This is a genomic window from Streptomyces hokutonensis, assembly GCF_000376565.1.
GTDB lineage: Bacteria > Actinomycetota > Actinomycetes > Streptomycetales > Streptomycetaceae > Streptomyces > Streptomyces hokutonensis.
In genome coordinates, this window is the sequence record NZ_BARG01000007.1 from 40,779 (window position 1) to 59,694 (window position 18,916).

19 protein-coding genes are annotated in these 18,916 nt (G+C 71.8%); 9 read left to right on the top strand and 10 right to left on the bottom strand.

Annotation, left to right across the window (positions count from 1 at the left end):
• Nucleotides 1-75 precede the first annotated feature (75 nt).
• Nucleotides 76-309: a chaplin ChpH gene (gene chpH, locus SSP08S_RS02860; RefSeq protein WP_019066065.1), complete on the top strand. Its 234-nt coding sequence runs from the start codon at nucleotides 76-78 to the stop codon at nucleotides 307-309.
• Nucleotides 310-489: 180 nt separating this feature from the next.
• Complete coding sequence (locus SSP08S_RS02865; protein WP_026178134.1) at nucleotides 490-1,563, top strand: chaplin; 1,074 nt, start codon at nucleotides 490-492, stop codon at nucleotides 1,561-1,563.
• Between the two features lie 110 nt (nucleotides 1,564-1,673).
• On the opposite strand, the gene SSP08S_RS02870 is transcribed toward SSP08S_RS02865, so the two are convergent.
• Nucleotides 1,674-1,862, bottom strand: coding sequence for a DUF5703 family protein (locus SSP08S_RS02870; RefSeq protein WP_005485166.1), 189 nt, complete (start codon nucleotides 1,860-1,862; stop codon nucleotides 1,674-1,676).
• A gap of 47 nt (nucleotides 1,863-1,909) precedes the next feature.
• Here SSP08S_RS02870 and SSP08S_RS02875 point away from each other — a divergent pair, with 47 nt between their 5' ends.
• The gene (locus tag SSP08S_RS02875; protein ID WP_019066067.1) at nucleotides 1,910-2,656 is read left to right on the top strand and encodes a hypothetical protein; all 747 of its coding nucleotides are present in this window, start codon (nucleotides 1,910-1,912) and stop codon (nucleotides 2,654-2,656) included.
• Nucleotides 2,657-2,737: 81 nt separating this feature from the next.
• Here SSP08S_RS02875 and SSP08S_RS02880 read toward each other — a convergent pair whose 3' ends face one another.
• Both SSP08S_RS02880 and SSP08S_RS02885 read right to left on the bottom strand, forming a co-directional pair.
• On the bottom strand, nucleotides 2,738-5,119 hold the full coding sequence (locus tag SSP08S_RS02880; protein WP_019066068.1) for a helix-hairpin-helix domain-containing protein: 2,382 nt from the start codon (nucleotides 5,117-5,119) through the stop codon (nucleotides 2,738-2,740).
• Nucleotides 5,116-6,099, bottom strand: a complete 984-nt coding sequence (locus SSP08S_RS02885; protein ID WP_026178135.1) for an aldo/keto reductase — start codon at nucleotides 6,097-6,099, stop codon at nucleotides 5,116-5,118. Before SSP08S_RS02885 ends, SSP08S_RS02880 begins: the two co-directional genes overlap by 4 nt.
• Nucleotides 6,100-6,285: 186 nt before the next feature.
• On the opposite strand from SSP08S_RS02885, the gene SSP08S_RS02890 reads away from it, so the two are divergent.
• Nucleotides 6,286-7,341: an LLM class F420-dependent oxidoreductase gene (locus tag SSP08S_RS02890; protein ID WP_019066070.1), complete on the top strand. Its 1,056-nt coding sequence runs from the start codon at nucleotides 6,286-6,288 to the stop codon at nucleotides 7,339-7,341.
• A gap of 236 nt (nucleotides 7,342-7,577) precedes the next feature.
• A complete protein-coding gene (locus SSP08S_RS02895; protein WP_019066071.1) occupies nucleotides 7,578-8,366 on the top strand; it encodes a ferritin-like domain-containing protein in 789 nt (262 codons plus the stop codon).
• Nucleotides 8,367-8,380: 14 nt separating this feature from the next.
• Here the strand turns inward: SSP08S_RS02895 and corA are convergent, their stop codons facing one another.
• Nucleotides 8,381-9,379 carry a magnesium/cobalt transporter CorA gene (corA, locus tag SSP08S_RS02900; protein WP_019066072.1) on the bottom strand — a complete coding sequence of 333 codons (999 nt, stop codon included), beginning with the start codon at nucleotides 9,377-9,379 and terminating at the stop codon, nucleotides 8,381-8,383.
• 62 nt (nucleotides 9,380-9,441) lie between these two features.
• Here corA and SSP08S_RS02905 point away from each other — a divergent pair, with 62 nt between their 5' ends.
• The 4 genes from SSP08S_RS02905 to mshC all read left to right on the top strand — a co-directional run bounded on the left by SSP08S_RS02905 (nucleotide 9,442) and on the right by mshC (nucleotide 12,900).
• Nucleotides 9,442-10,128, top strand: a complete 687-nt coding sequence (locus SSP08S_RS02905) for a histidine phosphatase family protein (protein WP_019066073.1) — start codon at nucleotides 9,442-9,444, stop codon at nucleotides 10,126-10,128.
• A 75-nt stretch (nucleotides 10,129-10,203) separates the two neighbouring features.
• On the top strand, nucleotides 10,204-10,794 hold the full coding sequence (locus tag SSP08S_RS02910) for a DUF3090 domain-containing protein (RefSeq protein WP_019066074.1): 591 nt from the start codon (nucleotides 10,204-10,206) through the stop codon (nucleotides 10,792-10,794).
• Nucleotides 10,758-11,576, top strand: coding sequence for an SCO1664 family protein (locus tag SSP08S_RS02915; RefSeq protein WP_174479364.1), 819 nt, complete (start codon nucleotides 10,758-10,760; stop codon nucleotides 11,574-11,576). The genes SSP08S_RS02910 and SSP08S_RS02915 overlap by 37 nt, the downstream gene beginning before the upstream one ends.
• 94 nt (nucleotides 11,577-11,670) lie before the next feature.
• Nucleotides 11,671-12,900: a cysteine--1-D-myo-inosityl 2-amino-2-deoxy-alpha-D-glucopyranoside ligase gene (gene mshC / locus SSP08S_RS02920; RefSeq protein WP_019066076.1), complete on the top strand. Its 1,230-nt coding sequence runs from the start codon at nucleotides 11,671-11,673 to the stop codon at nucleotides 12,898-12,900.
• Between the two features lie 78 nt (nucleotides 12,901-12,978).
• Here the strand turns inward: mshC and SSP08S_RS02925 are convergent, their stop codons facing one another.
• The 6 genes from SSP08S_RS02925 to SSP08S_RS02950 all read right to left on the bottom strand — a co-directional run bounded on the left by SSP08S_RS02925 (nucleotide 12,979) and on the right by SSP08S_RS02950 (nucleotide 18,916).
• Nucleotides 12,979-13,986, bottom strand: coding sequence for a PAC2 family protein (locus SSP08S_RS02925; RefSeq protein WP_019066077.1), 1,008 nt, complete (start codon nucleotides 13,984-13,986; stop codon nucleotides 12,979-12,981).
• A gap of 198 nt (nucleotides 13,987-14,184) precedes the next feature.
• A complete protein-coding gene (locus SSP08S_RS02930; protein ID WP_019066078.1) occupies nucleotides 14,185-14,856 on the bottom strand; it encodes a FadR/GntR family transcriptional regulator in 672 nt (223 codons plus the stop codon).
• Between the two features lie 85 nt (nucleotides 14,857-14,941).
• A complete protein-coding gene (locus SSP08S_RS02935) occupies nucleotides 14,942-16,237 on the bottom strand; it encodes an amidohydrolase (protein ID WP_019066079.1) in 1,296 nt (431 codons plus the stop codon).
• Entirely contained in the window at nucleotides 16,234-16,986 is a 753-nt protein-coding gene (locus SSP08S_RS02940) for a nucleoside phosphorylase (protein WP_019066080.1), read from the bottom strand. Before SSP08S_RS02940 ends, SSP08S_RS02935 begins: the two co-directional genes overlap by 4 nt.
• The gene (locus SSP08S_RS02945) at nucleotides 16,983-17,855 is read right to left on the bottom strand and encodes an ABC transporter permease (protein WP_019066081.1); all 873 of its coding nucleotides are present in this window, start codon (nucleotides 17,853-17,855) and stop codon (nucleotides 16,983-16,985) included. Before SSP08S_RS02945 ends, SSP08S_RS02940 begins: the two co-directional genes overlap by 4 nt.
• Nucleotides 17,855-18,916, bottom strand: coding sequence for an ABC transporter permease (locus SSP08S_RS02950; protein ID WP_051105846.1), 1,062 nt, complete (start codon nucleotides 18,914-18,916; stop codon nucleotides 17,855-17,857). The genes SSP08S_RS02945 and SSP08S_RS02950 overlap by 1 nt, the downstream gene beginning before the upstream one ends.

Below are 18,916 nucleotides of genomic sequence, written 5' to 3' on the forward strand. Positions count from 1 at the left end.
AGCTCCATTACTCCCTCCTCGTTACAGGTGATGCGATCGGCAACACGAGATCGCTTTTGCCAACAAGGAGGAATAATGATCAAGAAGGTCGTCGCCGCTGCGGCTGCCACCGGTGGCCTGGTTCTCGCGGGAGCGGGCCTGGCCGTCGCCGACTCGGGCGCTCAGGGTGCCGCCGTGCACTCCCCGGGTGTCGTTTCCGGCAACGTCATCCAGGTGCCCGTGCACGTCCCGGTGAACGTGTGCGGCAACACGATCTCGGTGATCGGTCTGCTGAACCCCGCCTTCGGCAACACCTGCATCAACAAGTGACGTCGCCCCACTGAGGGGTGACCACGTCCTCGGCCCCGGAGCGCGTGCCATGCGCTCCGGGGCCGACGGTCTTTGCGCGAGAAATCGACTGAGAAATCGACCGAGAAATCGAGCGAAAGGTCGATCGGGAAGTCGCGCGAGGAATTTCAGTCAGGAATGAAGGCAGGGGGGAATACAGCAATGCGACAGGTCACTCGAAAGAGCTTGATGACCATGGCGGCCGCGACCGGGGTGATCGCCGCGGCGGGCGGGGTCGCCCACGCCGACTCGGGCGCCGGCGGCTCCGCCTCGGACTCGCCCGGCGTACTGTCCGGCAACACCGTGCAGGCACCGGTGCATGTGCCGGTCAACGTCTGCGGCAACACCGTGAACGTGGTCGGGATCCTCAACCCGGCGGTCGGCAACAAGTGCGCCAACCAGGGCGGCGGCAGCGGGCACGGCCACGGCCACGGGGGTTCGGGGGGTCACGGCTCGTCCGGCGGTTACGGCGACTCCGGAGGCCACGGCGGTTACGGCGGCTCGGGCGGGCGCGGGGGCTCCGGCGGACACGGCGCGCACGGCGGCTCGGGGGGCTCGTACGCCGGCGGCCACACCTCCGGCTCGCCCGGCGTCGGCTCGGGCAACCACGTCCAGGTACCGATCGACGTGCCGGTGAACGTGTGCGGCAACAGCGTCGACGTCATCGGCATCGGCAACGCCGCCACCGGCAACGACTGCGCCAACGGCGGCGGTTGGCACGACGGCGGCCACCACCACGGGACGCCTCCGGGCGGTGGCGGGCAGCACGGTGGTGGGGGCCACCACGGCGGAGGCCACGACGGTGGCGGCGGACACCATGGTGGTGGGGGCGAGCACGGTGGCGGCCACCACGGGGGTGGCGGTCACCACGGCGGCGGCCACCACGGCACGCCTCCGGGCGGCGGCCACGGGACGACCACGCCGGGGACGCCGGGCCACCCGGGTACTCCGGGCCACCCCGGAACTCCCGGTCACCCGGGGACCCCCGCTCACCCGGGCACCCCCGTCCACCCCGGTTCGCCGGGCGGCATCTCGCCGGTCACGGGCGGTCACACGCCGGCCGGCACCGCACACGTCACCCAGCCCGGCGCCGCGCAGTCCGCCGTCCGGTCCCAGGGCGCCCCGCAGCTCGCGCACACCGGCAGCGAGCTGCCGCTCGGCCTCGCGCTGCCGGTCGGAGCGGGCGCGCTGCTCGCGGGCGCGGTGCTCTACCGCAAGGCGAAGGCCATGGCGTAGCGCCTGGGAACAAGCACCCGGGAACTGGGAACAGGCGCCCGGGAACATGTGATCTGCGCAACGGAGGGGCCCCGCACAGCCGGGGCCCGCTCCGTTTCGCCCGACTCAGCTCACCACGTGGCACGCACCTGGCGGATGATCCGCCGGCGCAGCCGCACCCTGCGGCTGCCGTCGCGCAGCAGGCTCAGTCGGTCCAATTCCCAGTGTCCGTACTCGGCGTGGTCCGTCAGCAGACGTGTGGCGTCCTTGCGGGAGACCCCGCGCGGTACGTACACGTCGACAAATTCGTATTCCGGCATCGCATCTATTGTGCGGGCAGAGCCCCGGTACGGATAGCGTCTGCACTATGTCTGATGCTGCGCAGCCCACCGCTGCCGAGGTACGCGCCGCCGCCGAGGCGGTCAAGACCGCGCTCGACCGCCACCTGGCCGCGGTCGAAGGCCGGTCGGGGGAGGACGACCCGGCCGTCTACGAGGCGTTCAACCAGCTCGCCGCGGCGGCCGAGGTCTACGACGAGCTGCTCTACGACCGTTATGACGAGGTCACGCCTTTCGAGATCCCCGGTACCGACGACTCCCTGCCGCCGTACACCGGCCCCGAGGAGCCGAACGCGGTGAGCGTGCTGATCCGTCGCGACTACGCGGTGGCGGAGCCGCAGCGGCTGCTGGCCCAGGCGCAGCGGGTCGAGGCGGCGGTCGGCGACGGCACCGGTACGGAGGCCTCCGGCACGATCCACGGCGCGCTCGGCATTCTCTTCGACGAGTTCGAGGCCGACGAGATCGCCTCCCGGCCCAAGGAGTTCGGCCTCGAGGAGGGCGACTCCACGCTGTGGGTGACCGCGGCCGACGAGGCGGCCGAACCCGGCGCCTGGCTGGAGGCCCCCTTCGAGGGGGTCGACCCCCAGCGGGTGGTGTGCCGCTTCGACGTCAGCGCGGTCTTCGACGACGAGATCGACGACGAACTGGACGACCTCGACGAGGTGGACGAGCCCGGCGCGGAGATCGAGGACGGCATCGAGGACGAACTCGATCCCGATCTCGACGCGGATCTCGACGAGGACGAGGACCTGGAGGCGCTCGAAGCGGACCGCTGAGCCGCGCCTCGCCGACAGTGACGAACGACGACGGCGGCGGTCACGGAGGAAGCCCCTCCGTGACCGCCGCCGTCGTCAGGTTCAGCTCCCTACCGGGACCTGCGGTCGCAGCAGCACCGGCAACCGGGTCGTGCGCGGCTTGGCCGGGATCTCGGCGACGGCCCGGGGCAGCGCCTGATCCACGCCGTGCACCACGGAGAGATGCCGGTCCGCCCTGCTGAACGCCGTGTACACCCAGGGCCGGCTGAGAGCCTGCGCCGCGTCCCCAGGCAGCACCACGACCACCGCGGGCCACCGCGCCCCGACCGCCTGATGCGCGGTCAGCGCCCACCCGTGCCGAACGGACTGCTCCACCCGCTCCTTCGGTACGACGACGGGCTCGCCCGCGCACGACAGGTGCAGCCCCTCGGCGTCGGCCTTCACCACCTGGCCGACGACGGTACGGCCCGGGGCGGGGGAGTACGCGACCCGGTCACCGGGGTCGAAGCCGCCGAACCGGCCGGGGCCGGGGTTGAGCCGCTCCTTCAGCGCCACGTTGAGGGCACGGGTGCCGGCCGCGCCGCCGTGGCCCGGTGTGATCACCGCGGTCTGCTCGGCGGGGACGCCGATCACGCGCGGCACCGAGTCGGCGACGAGCTGCACGGTCCGGTGCACGGCCTCGCCGGCGTCCCGCACCGGCACGATCACGACCTCCTTGCCGGGGGCCTCCACCTGGTTCAGCTCGCCGATGCCGATGCCGGAGACCAGCTCGCCCACGGGACCGAGGTCGGGGCGGCGCGAGACGACGTGGGGGCAGGCCCGCGCCGCGAGCAGATCGGCGAAGACCCGCCCGGGGCCCGCCGACCACAGCACCGCCGGGTCCCCGGCCAGCACCAGCCGGGCGCCGTCCGGCAGCGACTCGGTGAGCAAGGCCGCCGTCTCGACGTCCAGTTGAGGCGCGTCGAGCACGACGAGGAGATCCAGGTCCAGGGCACCGTCAGCGTCCCGTCCGGGCCCTTCGGCGCCGGCCAACAGCCCGGCCACGGTTGCCACTTGGGGTCCCTCGGCGGACCCGGCATCCTCCGCCTCCGCGGACCGCGTCAGCAGCGCGGTGAACCGGTCCCGGCCCACCGGGCTGTGCGCGGCGGCCCAGGCGCGCAGCCCGAAGCCCGCCGCCGCGTGCAGCAGTGCGGCCGGTTCCTCGAGGGACGCCTCCCCGCCGGTGTGCAGTACCAGGGCGTGTCCCGCGACCGCGCGGATCAGCTCGCCGGTGGACCCCTTGGCGGCACCCGCCTGCTCCCACTCCGCCGCCGAACCGTCCTCCTTCGGCACCGAGTTGATCAGCTTGGCCAGTCCGTCGGCGAGGCTCTCCTCGGCGAGCGCGTACCGCTCCAGGCCGATCAGCACCCGCACCGGACGCTCCGCGTCCTCTTCTGCTTCCGTTTCGTCGTCCGTGCGCTGCACCGGGACCGCGGGCTCGTCCAACGCGTCCTGGAACACCAGCACTTCGCCCTCCGCGATGGCGCTCTGTGTCGCCGCGTCGGGGTCGGGCACGCCCTGCTTGGCCAGTGCGGCCGTCAACGCCGAGGCCTCCAGGGCCGTATGCCCGGCCAGTGCCGCCTGTTCCAGGAGCCAGCCGATCACGGACCGGCCGCGCCGCGCGTCGTCCGGCGCGCACTCGGCACCGAGCAGCGCCCGCGCGAACCCGTCGGCCTGCTCGGGCCGTACCCCCGGGACGCGCAGCAACTGCCAGGGATCCTCGCGGAGTCGGTCGTCCGCGCCCTCGCCGAGCGCCGCCGCGACCTGAGCCCCGAGCGTCTCGGGCGCACCGCCCTCGACCAGCACCTGCCGTACGGACGCGACGGTCTCGCCGGCCGGGGCGCCGAGCTCGGCCGCGACGGGCTGTGGCCGCCGCACCGCCTCCGGGGTGGCGGACGGGCGCGGGGCGGGTTGCGGCTTGGCGAAGGGGGTGGTCACGGGCTTCTCGCCGCTCTCCACGGCCCGGACGGCCGCGAGCAGATCGGCGGCCGTACCGCTCAGCTTGGTCCCGGCCGCGATGGGCCCGGCCTTCTCCGCCTTCCGCCGCTCGATCCGCTCCCGCTCCAGCCGCTGAGCGAGCAACTCGGCGGCGGCTTCGGAGAGTTCGGGAGCGGCGGCAGCTTCGGCGGTGGCCTCACCGGCGGCTTCCGTGACTTCGGCGCCCTCTGCGGTCACGGCCTGGTCGGCTCCCGCGCCCCCGGTGCCCTCTGCGGTCGCGGCCTCGCCGGCGTCCGCGCTCTCGGCGCTCGCCGCGACAGCCGGCCCCTCGGCATCCGCGTCCGCGCCGTCGGCGGCCGAACTCTCCCCGGCCGGGGCCCCGTCCGCGCCCCCGGCACCCTCGCCGACGTCTGTGCCCGTGTCGTCGGCGGCGTCCGTCACGGCGTCCCGCGTCGCCTCCGCGCCCTCGGCCGGCGAGGTCTCCGTGGTCTCCGGGTCCGTGCTCACAGCGTGCTCCAGTCGTGATCGGGATAGCGGTGCAGAGGCGCCGACACATCGTCGAGCGCTCGGCAGATCTCGTCAGGAAGACTAAGCGCCTCCACTGACAATGCGGCCGTGAGCTGCTGCGCGTTGCGCGCGCCGACGATCGGGGCGGCCACTCCGGGCCGGTCGCGGACCCAGGCCAGGGCGACCTGGAGGGGTGTCACGGCGAGCCCGTCGGCGGCCGTCGTCACGGCGTCCACGATGCGGCTCGCCGTGTCGTCGAGGTAGGGCGCGACGAAGAGCCCCATGTGGTCCGAGGCGCCGCGCGAGTCGGCCGGTGTGCCGTGCCGGTACTTCCCGGTGAGGACCCCGCGGCCGAGCGGCGAGGAGGGCAGCAGCCCGATGCCCAGGTCGAGCGCGGCCGGCAGCACCTCGCGCTCCACGCCCCGCTGCAGCAGCGAGTACTCCAGCTGTGTGCTCGCCAGCCGCGTCCGTGAGCCCGGCGCCGCGAGCTGCCAGGTCGCCGCCTTGGCGAGCTGCCAGCCGCAGTAGTTGGAGACGCCCGCGTAGCGCGCCCGGCCGCTGCTGACCGCCAGGTCGAGGGCCTGGAGGGTCTCCTCCAGCGGCGTGAACGGGTCGAAGGCGTGGATGTGCCACAGGTCGACGTAGTCCGTGCCGAGCCGGGCCAGCGAGGCGTCCAGCGCGGCGAGCAGATGGCCGCGCGAGCAGTCGAAGCGGCGGTCGGGGTCGGGCACGCTCCCCGCCTTCGTCGAGATGACCAGGTCCCGGCGCGGCACGAGCCCCTCTATGAGCTGTCCGAGCAGGTACTCGGCCTCCCCGTCGCCGTACACGTCCGCCGTGTCGACGAGGGTGCCGCCGGCCTCCCAGAACGCCTTCAAGAGGTCCGCGGCGTCATGCTCGTCGGTGTCGCGTCCCCATGTGAGGGTGCCGAGTCCGATCCGGGACACACGAAGGCCGGTACGGCCGAGATGCCTCTGCTCCATGAACGCCGAGATTACTGGCCTGAACCTGGCCTGTGGTTGCCTGTGGATAACCGATTTCCACGATGATCCACAGTCCCTCGCACGGCACGCTCCGTGACCACTCACCGGCACCCGTCCTGTCCGCCCGGACCACCTCGCGCTAGGGTCGGCACAACAGCGACGTTACTGATGGGTAAGGGGTCTGCCATGCAGCTCGGGATCAACCTCGGCTACTGGGGTGCCGGAATGGACGGCGACAATCTGGCCGTGGCCCAGGAGGCCGACCGTCTCGGCTACGCCGTGTGCTGGGCCGCCGAGGCCTACGGCTCCGACGCCGCCACCGTCCTCACCTGGGTCGCCGCGCAGACCGAGCGCATCGACGTCGGCTCGGCCATCTTCCAGATCCCGGCCCGCCAGCCCGCGATGACCGCGATGACCGCCGCGACCCTCGACTCCCTCTCCGGGGGCCGCTTCCGCCTCGGCCTCGGCGTCTCGGGCCCGCAGGTCTCCGAGGGCTGGTACGGCGTCAAGTTCGACAAGCCGCTGGCACGCACGCGTGAGTACGTCGAGATCGTCCGCAAGGCGATGACGCGCGAGCGGCTGTCGTACGACGGCGAGCACTGGACGCTGCCGCTGCCCGGCGGCCCCGGCAAGCCCCTGAAGCTGACGGTGCACCCGGAGCGCGAGCACATCCCGCTGTACATCGCGGCGATCGGCCCGAAGAACCTGGAGCAGACCGGCGAGATCGCCGACGGCGCGCTGCTCATCTTCCCGTCCGCCGAGCACCTGGAGGACACCGCCGTCCGGCATCTGCGGGCCGGGCGCGAGAAGGCGGGCAAGACCATCGAGGGCTTCGACATCGTCCCGACGCTCCCGCTCGCCCTCGGCGAGGACAAGGACGTCGAGAAGCTCGCCGACACCTTCCGCCCGTACACCGCGCTGTACGTCGGCGGCATGGGCAGCCGGCAGCAGAACTTCTACAACAAGCAGGCCCGGCGCATGGGCTTCGAGGAGGCGGCGACCGAGATCCAGGACAAGTACCTGGCCGGCGACAAGGACGGCGCCGCCGCCGCCATCCCGCACGACCTGATCGACAAGACGACACTCCTGGGCTCCGTGGACCGCATCGCGGACCGGATGAAGGAGTACGCGGCGGCCGGGGTCACCACCCTCACGCTCGCCCCTGCGGGCTGGACCCTGGACGAGCGGATCGCCGCGCTCCGCGCCGGGACCGAGGCACTGGAGCGCGCGGGTCTCGCGTAACGCGGCCCTGTCGTACGGAAGTTTTCTACGGCCGTGGTGGGGGCTCGGGGGGTCTTCCCCGCCACGGCCGTCACGGGGAACAACGCGCGGCGGCCCGTGCGGTTACGCCCCCGTAGGGACATCTGTCGTCCTCCTTTTGGCGGAGTTGTCCGACACAGCTGTTGCAGCACCTCTGGCGTCGCATTTGACTCGTTCTTTGCGGAATGCGGCGGAATCCTGCATGGAGGTGCCTTCAGATGCTTTCGGCCAAGAGCCTGTTCCAGGAGATCCTCGACGACGACGAGTCCTTCCGGCTGTTCTGCTCCATCGCGGCAAGCGGCGAGTCCCAGGGCGGCTGGGAGAACGGGCGGATCGCGGCCCTCGTCCCGCAGGCCGAACGCGACCTCGCCCCCAAGATCAGCCGGCACGGCGCCGACGAGGACAAGCACGGGCGCATTTTCAACGCCCTCATGAAGAAGCGCGGCCTCGAACCCGTACCGGTGCCCCCGGACACCGACTACACGATGCTCCTGGAACGGCACGGCATCGGTCTCGCGCACGAGAAGCTCAAGGGCGGGACGCCGCTCACCGTCCAGGACATCGTCACCTACCTCGCCCACAGCCGGGTCACCGAACAGCGCGCCTCCGAGCAGATGGAACTCCTGCGCAGGCACTTCGCCGACCACCCCGACCTCGGCCGCGCGGTGCGGATGATCTCGAACGACGAGGACAACCATCTCGCCTACTGCCACGAGGAGTTGCTGCGCTTCGCGCGCGCGGGACACGGCCGCGCGATCCAGGGGACCCTGCGTGAGTGCGCGCTCGCCGAGATCCGGATCTACCGGGACGTCAGCCTCGCCGTGATGGCCCACATGGGACGCGTCCTCGGCTGGCCGCGCGCCAAGTCGGCGGCCCTGGCCGCAGGCATCCACGCCGTGTACGCCTACGAACGGCTCGGCGGCTGGCGGCGGATGGTGTCCCTGAGGATGCCGGAACGACGCGACGCGCTCGGCGGACCGGCCACGACCGCACCCGAGTTCGCCTGAGCCCAACCGGCGCCCTACAGCCAGCCGCGCCGCTTGAACGTCCGGTACAGAAGCACCTCCAGGGCGACCATCAGCACGATCACCGCCGGGTACCCCCACAGCCAGTGCAGCTCCGGCATGTGGTCGAAGTTCATGCCGTAGACGCCCGCGATCATCGTGGGCACCGCGGCCATGGCCGCCCACCCGGAGATCTTCCGCATGTCGTCGTTCTGCCGGACACCGGTCTGCGCGAGATGCGCCGCCAGGACGTCCGAGACCAGCCGGTCCAGGCCCTCCACGGACTCGTTGACCTTCATCAGGTGGTCGTTCACGTCCCGGAAGAACGGCCGCGACCTGTCGTTCACGAACGGCACCCGGTCCCCGGTGAGACCCACACCCGCGAGCCGGGACAGCGGCTGCGCGAGCGGTCCGGTGGCCCGGCGGAACTCCAGGATCTGCCGCTTGAAGGCGTAGATCCGCGAGGCGGTCGTCCGCGAGCCGCCGCCGGTCGGCGAGAACACCGCCGCCTCCAGCTCCTCCAGGTCGGTCCCCAACTCGCCCGCCACGTCCACGTAGTGGTCGACGACGGCGTCGGCGATCGAGTACAGCACCGCCGTGGGACCGTGCCGCAGCATCGCCGGCTCCTCCTCCAGGCGGTGCCGTACGGCCGCCAGGGGGGCCTCCTCGCCGTGCCGGACGGTCACCACGAAGGAGTCGCCGACGAAGACCATGACCTCGCCGGAGGTGACCACGTCGCTGTCCGCCTCGTAGCCCACCGGCTTGAGGACCATGAACAGCGAGTCGTCGTAGACCTCCAGCTTCGGCCGCTGATGCGCGGTCAGGGCGTCCTCGACGGCCAGCGGGTGCAGCCCGAACTCCTCGGTGACCTTGTCGAACTCGTCCTCGGTGGGCTCGTAGAGACCGATCCAGACGAACGCGTCACCCACCCGACGGCAGTGGTCCAGGCCGTCGGAGAAATCGCCGGGCCCCTCCGCCCGGCGTCCGTCGCGGTAGATGGCGTAGTCGACGATCACGGTGCGTATTCTCCCGCCATCTGCCCGAAGGCGCACCCCGGAGTGCGCCTACCCTTGGCCGCATGCCCACGTTGATCCTTGTCCGGCACGGACGTTCGACCGCCAACACCGGGGGAGTGCTCGCCGGCTGGACGCCCGGTGTCACCCTCGACGAGCGGGGCAACGCGCAGGCCGCCGCGCTCCCGGGACGGCTCGCCGCGCTGCCGATCGCCGAGGTGGTCACCAGCCCGCTGCAACGCTGCCAGGAGACCCTCCAGCCCCTCCTGGACGCCCGCCCCGAGCTGCGCGCGCACACCGACGAGCGGATCGGGGAGTGCCACTACGGCGACTGGTCCGGCCGCAAGCTCGCCGAGCTCAAGGACGAGCCCCTCATGGAGGTCGTCCAGGCGCACCCCTCGGCCGCAGCGTTCCCCGGCGGCGAGTCGATGCGGTCGATGCAGACCCGCGCGGCCGAGGCCGTACGCGAGTGGAACGCGCGCGTGGAGCGCGATCACGGCTCCGACGCCGTCTACCTGATGTGCTCGCACGGCGACATCATCAAGTCCCTCGTAGCGGACGCACTCGGACTTCATCTCGACCTCTTCCAGCGGATCTCCGTAGAACCGTGTTCCATCACCGCGATCCGTTACACCCGTCTCAGGCCTTTTCTCGTACGGCTCGGGGACACCGGCGATCTCGCCTCCCTGGCGCCGCGCGAGGAGCCCCCGGGCGACGAGGCCACGGTCGGGGGCGGCGCGGGCGCACCGTGATCGTCGGCCGCAGTAGGGTGAAGCGGTCGCAGTAGCGCCGCACTTGTCAGCAGTCGATTCCCATGGAGACAGGACGTGTCACGTCAGGTGTTCCTCTATGACCCGCCGGACCGCTTCGTAGCCGGTACGGTCGGTCTGCCCGGGCGCCGTACGTTCTTCCTCCAGGCCGCCGCCGGCCCTCGGGTGACCAGCGTGGCCCTGGAGAAGACGCAGGTCGCCGCGCTCGCCGAGCGCATGGACGAGCTTCTGGACGAGGTCGTACGGCGCAGCGGCGGCAGCGCGGCCGTCCCCGCCGTCACCCCCACCGAGATCTCCGACACCCGCCCTCTGGAGACCCCCGTCGAGGAGGAGTTCCGCGTCGGGACCATGGCGCTCGCCTGGGACGGCGAGGAACAGCGCATGATCGTCGAGGCGCAGGCCCTCGTGGAACTCGACGCGGAGTCCGAGGAGGACCTCGCCGAGGCCGAGGAGCGGCTGCTCCAGGACGAGGAGAACGGACCCCCGATGCTGCGGGTCCGGCTCACCGGGGCCCAGGCCCGCGCCTTCGCCAAGCGCGCTCTCGACGTCGTCAACGCCGGCCGTCCGCCCTGCCCGCTGTGCAGCCTCCCGCTCGACCCGGAAGGACACGTATGTCCGCGCCAGAACGGATACCGCCGCGGAGCGTGACCACGGCCGAGCTGCTCGCCAAGGGCGAGCTGAAGGTACGCGGACGCATCCGCGAGGCGTCGAACGCGGTGCTGTTCTGCTCCGTGACGTACGAGGGCCGTGAGGCGTCCTGCGTCTACAAACCGGTCGCCGGGGAGCGCCCCCTGTGGGACTTCCCGGACGGCAACCTGGCGCAGCGCGAGGTCGCCGCCTACGAGGTCTCCGAGGCGACCGGCTGGGGGCTCGTGCCGACCACCGTGCTGCGCGACGGGCCGTACGGCGAGGGCATGTGCCAACTGTGGATCGAGGCGGCGGCCGAGTCCGAACTGCTCGCCCTGGTCGACGCGGAGGAGCCCGAGGCGGGCTGGAAGGCCATCGGCTTCGCCGAGGTCGGCGAGGGCAAAACCGCCCTCCTGGTGCACGCCGACGACGAGCGGCTGCGGCGGCTCGCCGTCCTCGACGCCGTGATCAACAACGCCGACCGCAAGGGCGGCCATCTGCTGCCCGCCGACGAGGGGCGCCTCTACGGCATCGACCACGGTGTCACCTTCAACGCCGAGAACAAGCTGCGCACCCTCCTGTGGGGCTGGGCGGGCGAGTCCCTGACCCAGGAGTCGATCGAGGTCCTCCAGGGGCTCAGAGAGGCGCTCAGGGACGGTGCAGGGCTGGCCGGGAAGCTCGCCGAGCTGATCACCGCCGTGGAACTCGACGCCACGCGCGCGCGGGTCGACGCGCTGCTCGCGGCCGGAAAGCATCCCGAGCCGAGCGGGGAGTGGCCGGCCATTCCGTGGCCGCCCGTGTAGCTGCATACCGGCGGGGACCGCGCAAGAGCGCCCAACCGGCCATCCGGCCTGGTCCGGTTCGTATGCGAAACATCCGTCCGGTTACGCTCATGACATGTATGCCTGGCCCGCTTCTGAGGTCCCCGCCCTGCCCGGCAAGGGCCGCGACCTCCGGATCCACGACACCGCGACCGGCGGTCTGGTCACCCCCGACACCGGTCCCGTCGCCCGTCTCTACGTGTGCGGCATCACGCCGTACGACGCCACCCACATGGGGCACGCGGCGACCTACAACGCGTTCGACCTCGTGCAGCGCGTGTGGCTCGACACCAAGCGGCAGGTTCACTACGTCCAGAACGTGACCGACGTCGACGACCCGCTCCTGGAGCGCGCGGTGCGCGACGGCGTCGACTGGGTGGCGCTCGCCGAGAAGGAGACGGCGCTCTTCCGCGAGGACATGACCGCCCTGCGCATGCTGCCCCCGAAGCACTACATCGGCGCGGTCGAGGCGATACCCGGCATCGTGCCGCTCGTCGAGCGCCTCAGGGAGGCCGGTGCCGCCTACGAGCTCGAGGGCGACATCTACTTCTCCGTCGGGTCCGACCCCAACTTCGGCAAGGTCTCGAACCTCGACGCCGCCGCCATGCGCCTGCTGTCCGCCGAGCGCGGCGGCGACCCGGACCGCCCGGGCAAGAAGAACCCGCTCGACCCGATCCTGTGGCTCGCCGCCCGCGAGGGCGAACCGAGCTGGGACGGCGGCTCGTTGGGCGCCGGCCGCCCCGGCTGGCACATCGAGTGCGTGGCCATCGCCCTGGACCACCTCGGCATGGGCTTCGACGTCCAGGGCGGCGGCTCCGACCTCGCCTTCCCGCACCACGAGATGGGCGCCTCGCACGCCCAGGTGCTGACCGGCGAGTTCCCCATGGCCAAGGCGTACGTCCACGCCGGCATGGTCGCCCTGGACGGCGAGAAGATGTCGAAGTCCAAGGGCAACCTGGTCTTCGTCTCGGCGCTGCGCCGCGAGGGCGTCGACCCGGCCGCGATCCGGCTGGCGCTGCTCGCCCACCACTACCGCGCCGACTGGGAGTGGACCGACGGGGTGCTCGCGGACGCGGTCGCCCGGCTCGGCCGCTGGCGTGCGGCCGTTTCCCGCCCCGACGGGCCGTCCGCCCTAAAGCTCGTCGAGGAGATGCGCGAAGCCCTCGCGAACGACCTCGACGCACCGGCCGCGCTCGCCGCGGTCGACCGCTGGGCCGCCGTCCAGCGCGACCGGGGCGGCAGCGACGAGGGCGCCCCCGGCGTCGTCTCCCGCGCGGTGGACGCCCTGTTGGGCGTGGCCCTCTAGCAACGGCGAACAGAACAGGGGCGGTTCCTCTCCGGAAAGAGGAACCGCCCCTGTTTCACGCCCTGTTGACGGAAGGACTCACTCCTCGGAGGAGTCCTCGTCGTCGGCCTCGGTGTCGGGCCCGGTACCGGGCTCCGTCTCCGGCTTCGCGGGCCTCGTCGGCTTCGCGCGGCCGGGGTTGTCCCGGAGGTACGACGCGCTGTCGCTGCCGTCCGCCGTGGCATGCCCACCGGGCGGGCTGCCGCCGCCGTCCCGCCTCCGCAGATAGCGTTCAAACTCGCGGGCGATCGCCTCGCCCGACGCCTCCGGCAGCTCCGCGGTGTCGCGGGCCTCCTCCAGCGTCTGGACGTACTCGGCGACCTCGCTGTCCTCGGCGGCCAGCTGGTCCACACCGACCTGCCAGGCGCGCGCGTCCTCGGGCAGCTCGCCCAGCGGGATGCGCACGTCGATCAGGTCCTCCAGGCGGTTCAGCAGCGCCAGGGTGGCCTTCGGGTTGGGCGGCTGCGACACGTAGTGCGGCACCGCCGCCCACAGCGACACGGCCGGGACACCCGCGTGCGTGCACGCCTCCTGGAGGATGCCGACGATCCCGGTGGGACCCTCGTACTTGGTCTCCTCCAGGTCCATCCGCTGCGCCAGGTCCGCGTCGGACGTGGTCCCGCTGATCGGCACCGGACGGGTGTGCGGGGTGTCACCGAGCAGCGCGCCCAGGATCACCACCAGCTCCACGCCCAGCTCGTGCGCGAAGCCCAGCAGCTCGTTGCAGAACGAGCGCCAGCGCATCGACGGTTCGATACCTCGGACGAGTACGAGATCGCGCGGCTTCTCACCGCCGACCCGGACCACCGAGAGACGGGTCGTGGGCCAGGTGATCTTTCGCACACCGGCGTCCATCCACACCGTGGGCCGGTTCACCTGGAAGTCGTAGTAGTCCTCGGCGTCCAGGGCCGCGAACACCTCGCCCTTCCACTCCTTGTCCAGATGCGCGACCGCGGTGGAGGCGGCGTCGCCGGCGTCGTTCCAGCCCTCGAACGCGGCCACCATCACTGGGTCGATCAGCTCGGGAACCCCCTCCAGCTCGATCACCCAGCGCCTCCTTCCGATCTGCCCTCGCGTACGCCCCAACCTTACGGCGTCCGACGGGGGCGCCCGCAGCCCCCTTGCACGGGGGAGTGACCCCATGCCTGCCCCGTCCGAACCGGTCGAACACACAAGATCGCCATCCTGTGCGGACGCGGACCGGCCGGTCACTCCTCCGATGGATCAGCGGGCCCACCCACTCGTTCACAGGGTCGAACGCAGCCACTGCTCCACGCTCGCGATGTGCACCGTCGCCCACGACCGCGCCGCCTCCGCGTCCCGGTCGCGCAGCGCGCCCAGGATCGCCCGGTGCTCGTGCAGGGTCCGGCTGACCGCGTCCTCCTGGGTCAGCCCGCGCCAGATCCTGGCCCGGGTGGTGGGACCCGACAGACCGTCGAGGAGCGAACAGAGCACCGAGTTGCCGGAACTCTGCACGATGCCCCGGTGGAACTCCAGGTCGCAGGCGACCAGTTCCTCCACCGACGGCGCGCCGCCCAGCGCGTCCAACTGGAGGGTGAGCGCGTCGAGTTGCTGCTCGCTGATCCGCAGCGCCGCCATCCCGGTGGCCGCCGGCTCCAGAATGCGCCGCACCGCCAGGAACTCGAGCACCGTGTCGTCGCGGTGGAAGTCCACGACGAAACTCAGCGCCTCCAGCAGGAGTTGGGGATCCAGACTGGTGACGTACGTGCCGTCGCCCTGCCGCACGTCCAGGATGCGGATCAGTGACAGCGCGCGCACGGCCTCCCGGAGGGAGTTGCGGGACAGGCCGAGTTCGGCGGCGAGTTCGCTCTCCTTGGGCAGCCGGTCCCCGGGACGCAGCGCGCCGGAGACGATCATTCCCTTGATTTTCTCGATCGCCTCATCGGTCACTGCCATGACCGGCCTCCCTGTTGCTCAGACATCCGATGTATCAGGCATATTATGGGGGTTCAGTGGGCTGAACGGGAGGGAAATCCACAGCTCAGGCAAGTGATTCGAGCTCCGCGATCACGGCTTCCTCGTCCAGCGTGCCCAGTGTCCGGTTCCGCATCAGCACGCGGCCGTCCACCACCGTGTCCCGGACGTCCGCCGAGTGCGCCGCGTAGGCGAGCATCGACCAGGGGTCGTGCAGCGGCCGCAGATGCGGAGCGCCGAGGTCCAGGACGATCAGGTCGGCCCGCTTCCCGGCCTCCAGGGACCCCAGGTGCTCCCCGAGCCCCAGCGCCCGCGCACCCTCGATCGTCGCCATCCGTACGGCCTGCTCGGCACCGACCGCCGTCGGGTCACCACCCGCCTTGTGCACCAACGCCGCCTGCCGTACGGCGCCCAGCAGGTCCAGCGTGTTGGAGCTGACGGCCCCGTCCGTGCCCAGCCCGACGGTGACACCCGCGCTGAGCAGCCGCGGCACCGGCGCGATCCCGCAGCCCAACTTCAGGTTCGACACCGGACAGTGGGCCACCGACGTGCCCGTACGGGCCAGCGCCGCGATCTCCGGACCGGTCAGGTCCACGGCGTGCGCGAGCAGCAGATCGGGACCCAGCAGCCCGAGCGAGTCGAGCAACTCCACAGGCCGCTTGCCGTACTTGACCTCGACGGTCGCGACCTCGGTCGCGTTCTCCGCCGCGTGGATGTGCAGCAGCGCCCCGAACTCCCGTGCCAGGGCGGCGATTTCGATCAGCTGGTCGGGGGAGAGGGTGTAGGTCGAGTGCGCGAACAGGATCGGCCGCCGACCGGGGCGTGCCGCGCCCCGCGCCGCCAAGTCCCTGCGCGCCCAGTCGAGTCGGTCCTCGTACGGCATACCGTCCGGCGGCTCCGGTACGTCCATGAAGGTCGGCCCGGAGTGCAGCCGCCAGCCCGCCTCACGGGCCGCCTGCTCGGCCGCCTCGTGGAACCAGTACATGTCGAGCGCCGAGGTCACCCCGGCCCGCACGCTCTCGGCCACCGCGAGCCGCACCGCCGCCGCCACGTTCTTCGGCGCCAGCAGCTCGGCCTCCCACTTCAACACCCGCTCCAGGAAGCCCTGGAGAGTCACGTCGTCGGCACGACCGCGCAGCAGCGTCATCGCGAGGTGGGTGTGCGTGTTGATGAGTCCGGGCAGGACGAGACAGCCCGAGGCGTCGATGGACTCCGCAGCCGTGAAGCGGGTCGCCAGCTCGGCGGCGGGTCCTACGGCGACGATCTCGCCCTCGTGGACGGCAACTGCCCCGTCCTGTACGACAGTTCCGGCCTCGTCGACGGTCAGGACATCCCCGCCGTGCACCAACAGGTCGATGCTCATGCCTCGTTCCCCTCCGCCAGCAGTCGCAGTGCCTCCAGCGAGACCACCGCACCGCGCTCGACACCGGCCGCGACGACGTCCCGGTGCGGGTCGTACCCGCCGGTGGCGTCCTCGTCAACGAGCTCATCGGCGTTGGCACCGTCGATGACCAGCACCCCACCCGCGACCAGCCCCCGCAGCGAGGCCGTCACCAGGAGGGCCGACAGCTCCATCTCGATCGCCGCGAGCCCGGCGCCGTCGTAGGAGAAGAGGGGGATGAGACCGGGCTGGAAGGCCGCTCGGGTCCACACGATGCCCCGGTGGTGCGGGGCGCCGGCCTCGCGAGCCGCGCGCTGGAGGGCGAGGACCGCCTCGGGCGCGGCGACCGCCGGGTACTCCGGCGGGAGCAGCTGCTGGGTGACACCGTCGTCGCGTACGGCCGCCTCCGCGATCACGAGGTCGCCGTCGCCGATGCCGGGCTTCATCGCGCCCGCCGTGCCGAAGCGCAGGAAGGTGCGGACCCCCGCGTCCGCCAGCTCCTGGAACAGCAGGATCGCACCAGGACCGCCCACCCCGTGCGAGGCGACGGTGACCGGCAGGCCCTTCCAACTCCCGCTGAACACACGGTATTCGCGGTGGTACGACACCTCCTCGGCGCCGTCGAGCAGCGCGGCGACGGCGGCGGCACGTGCCGGGTCGCCGACGACGACCGCGTGTGCCGGCAGTCCGGTGCGCGGTACTCGGGTGATGGGCAGCAGATCCTGCGTCATGTGGTGTCTCCGGAAGGGGAGTTGGCGGTACGGCGACGGCGGCGGGCCGTCGAGAGGAAGAGGGCGACGAGCGTCACGACGTACGGCGCGGCATCCGTGGCCTGCTGGGGCAGGCCCACGCCCTGGAGGCGGAACCCGGCGGCCTCGGCGAGACCGAAGAGCAGCGCGGCGAGCAGTACGCCGACGGGTGCCGCGCGGCCGAGCATCACCGCGACGACGGCGATCCAGCCCCGGCCGGCCGTCATGTTCTCGGAGAACAACGTGACGTTCCCGAGCGCGAGTTGGGCCCCCGCGAGCCCGCACAGCACACCGGAGACCAGCACGGCCGCGTACTTGTACTTCGCCGGGCTCACCCCCAGCGTCGCCGCCGCGTCCGGCGCCTCACCGACCCCGCGCAGCCGCAGCCCCCACACATGCCGGGACAGCATCACCGCGGCCACCGCGACCGCGACGAACGCCAGATACGCGAGCGGGGTGAAGCCACCGATCAACGGCAGCCCGGCGAGTGACGGATCGTCGAAAGTGCCCTGCACACCGAAGACCGTACGCAACAGGAAGCTCGTCAGGCCAACTGCCAGGAGATTCATGGCGATTCCGAGAACCACCGCGTCCCCGCGCAGAGTTACCGCGCCCACGGCCAGGACCAGCGAGTACGCGGCCGCCGCGAGGGCGGCGGCGAGGACACCGAGCCAGGCGCTGCCCGTGAACCAACTCGTGGCCACGGAAGTGAAGCAGCCCATCAGCATCATGCCTTCGAGGCCGATGTTGAAGACACCCGCGCGTTCGCACAGGGCACCGCCCAGCGCGGCCAGCAGGATCGGGGTCAGGGCGCGCAGCGCCGACATCAGCAGATCGGAGTCGAAGAACATCACACGGCCCCGCTTTCCTGAGTACGCCTGCTGAACCACTTGGTCGGGAAGCGGAGTCGGGCCGCGAGGAACACGATCACGATGGCCTGGAGGACCTGCGTCAGCTCGCGCGGCACCTCGGTCGTCCGCTCCATCGCCAGGCCGCCGACCGCGAGGACGGCGAAGAAGAAGGAGGCGACGACCGTGCCGAGCGGGGCTGCGGCTGCCAACAGAGCCGCCGTGAGTCCCGTCCAGGTGTAGCCGGGTGCGGTGAGCGAGCCGTCGACGAAGCGGTACGGGAAGCTCAACACCCCTATGGCGCCCACGAGTCCGGCCAGCGCGCCCGACACGGACATCAACTTGAGGGTCAGGCCCCGGCGTTCGACGCCCGCGTAGGCGGCGAAACGGGAGTTGAGGCCCGTCATCCGGATCTCGTAGCCGAAGGCCGTGCGCTTGTCGGTGAACCAGTACCCGGCTGCCGCCAGCACCACCAGGACGAGCCCGATGGTGACCGTCGAATCGCCGAACGCGGGCAGCGCGACACCGTCCGGCATCGCGCGGGTCTGGGGGAGGCTGGAGCCGGGTTCCTTGAGCGGGCAGCGCGCGAGGTAGGACGCGAGGGACACCGCCGGGTAGCTCAGCAGCAGGCTGCTGACCAGCAGCGGGACGCCGAGGCGGTTCTCGCACAGGGCGGCGAGCGCGGCGTACGCGGCGCCCACCGCCATGCCCGCGAGCAGCGCCAGTACGACGGTCAGGGGCGCCGGCAGCGGGGAGTAGAGGCCGGTCACGGCCGCCGTGATGCCGCCGAGGACCATCTGTCCGTCGCCACCGAGGTTGATCAGCCCGGCGCGCAGCGGGATCGCCAGCGCGAGCGCCATGCCGAGCACGCTGGTGCCGGTGCTCAGCGTGGAGCCGATGCCGTCGGCGCCGAGCGAGCCGGTGAGGACGGCGCTGTAGGCGGTGAGCGGGTCCGCGCCGGTGCCGACGAGGAACAGCGCGCCGATGACCAGGCCCGCGAGGACGGAGAAGGTGATGGGGGAGCGCAACACCCCTGATATGCACGGTATGTGAGTGTTCGTCAT

Bases quoted from the DNA above. Each gene is read 5' to 3' on its own strand.
- SSP08S_RS02905 (WP_019066073.1), top strand. From the start codon at position 9,442: ATGCCCACGTTGATCCTTGTCCGGCACGGACGTTCGACCGCCAACACC.
- chpH (WP_019066065.1), top strand. From the start codon at position 76: ATGATCAAGAAGGTCGTCGCCGCTGCGGCTGCCACCGGTGGCCTGGTT.
- SSP08S_RS02930 (WP_019066078.1), bottom strand. From the start codon at position 14,856: ATGGCAGTGACCGATGAGGCGATCGAGAAAATCAAGGGAATGATCGTC.
- SSP08S_RS02885 (WP_026178135.1), bottom strand. From the start codon at position 6,099: ATGGAGCAGAGGCATCTCGGCCGTACCGGCCTTCGTGTGTCCCGGATC.
- SSP08S_RS02935 (WP_019066079.1), bottom strand. From the start codon at position 16,237: ATGAGCATCGACCTGTTGGTGCACGGCGGGGATGTCCTGACCGTCGAC.
- SSP08S_RS02915 (WP_174479364.1), top strand. From the start codon at position 10,758: ATGTCCGCGCCAGAACGGATACCGCCGCGGAGCGTGACCACGGCCGAG.
- SSP08S_RS02895 (WP_019066071.1), top strand. From the start codon at position 7,578: ATGCTTTCGGCCAAGAGCCTGTTCCAGGAGATCCTCGACGACGACGAG.
- SSP08S_RS02950 (WP_051105846.1), bottom strand. From the start codon at position 18,916: ATGACGAACACTCACATACCGTGCATATCAGGGGTGTTGCGCTCCCCC.
- SSP08S_RS02870 (WP_005485166.1), bottom strand. From the start codon at position 1,862: ATGCCGGAATACGAATTTGTCGACGTGTACGTACCGCGCGGGGTCTCC.
- SSP08S_RS02945 (WP_019066081.1), bottom strand. From the start codon at position 17,855: ATGTTCTTCGACTCCGATCTGCTGATGTCGGCGCTGCGCGCCCTGACC.
- mshC (WP_019066076.1), top strand. From the start codon at position 11,671: ATGTATGCCTGGCCCGCTTCTGAGGTCCCCGCCCTGCCCGGCAAGGGC.
- SSP08S_RS02865 (WP_026178134.1), top strand. From the start codon at position 490: ATGCGACAGGTCACTCGAAAGAGCTTGATGACCATGGCGGCCGCGACC.
- SSP08S_RS02890 (WP_019066070.1), top strand. From the start codon at position 6,286: ATGCAGCTCGGGATCAACCTCGGCTACTGGGGTGCCGGAATGGACGGC.
- SSP08S_RS02875 (WP_019066067.1), top strand. From the start codon at position 1,910: ATGTCTGATGCTGCGCAGCCCACCGCTGCCGAGGTACGCGCCGCCGCC.
- SSP08S_RS02940 (WP_019066080.1), bottom strand. From the start codon at position 16,986: ATGACGCAGGATCTGCTGCCCATCACCCGAGTACCGCGCACCGGACTG.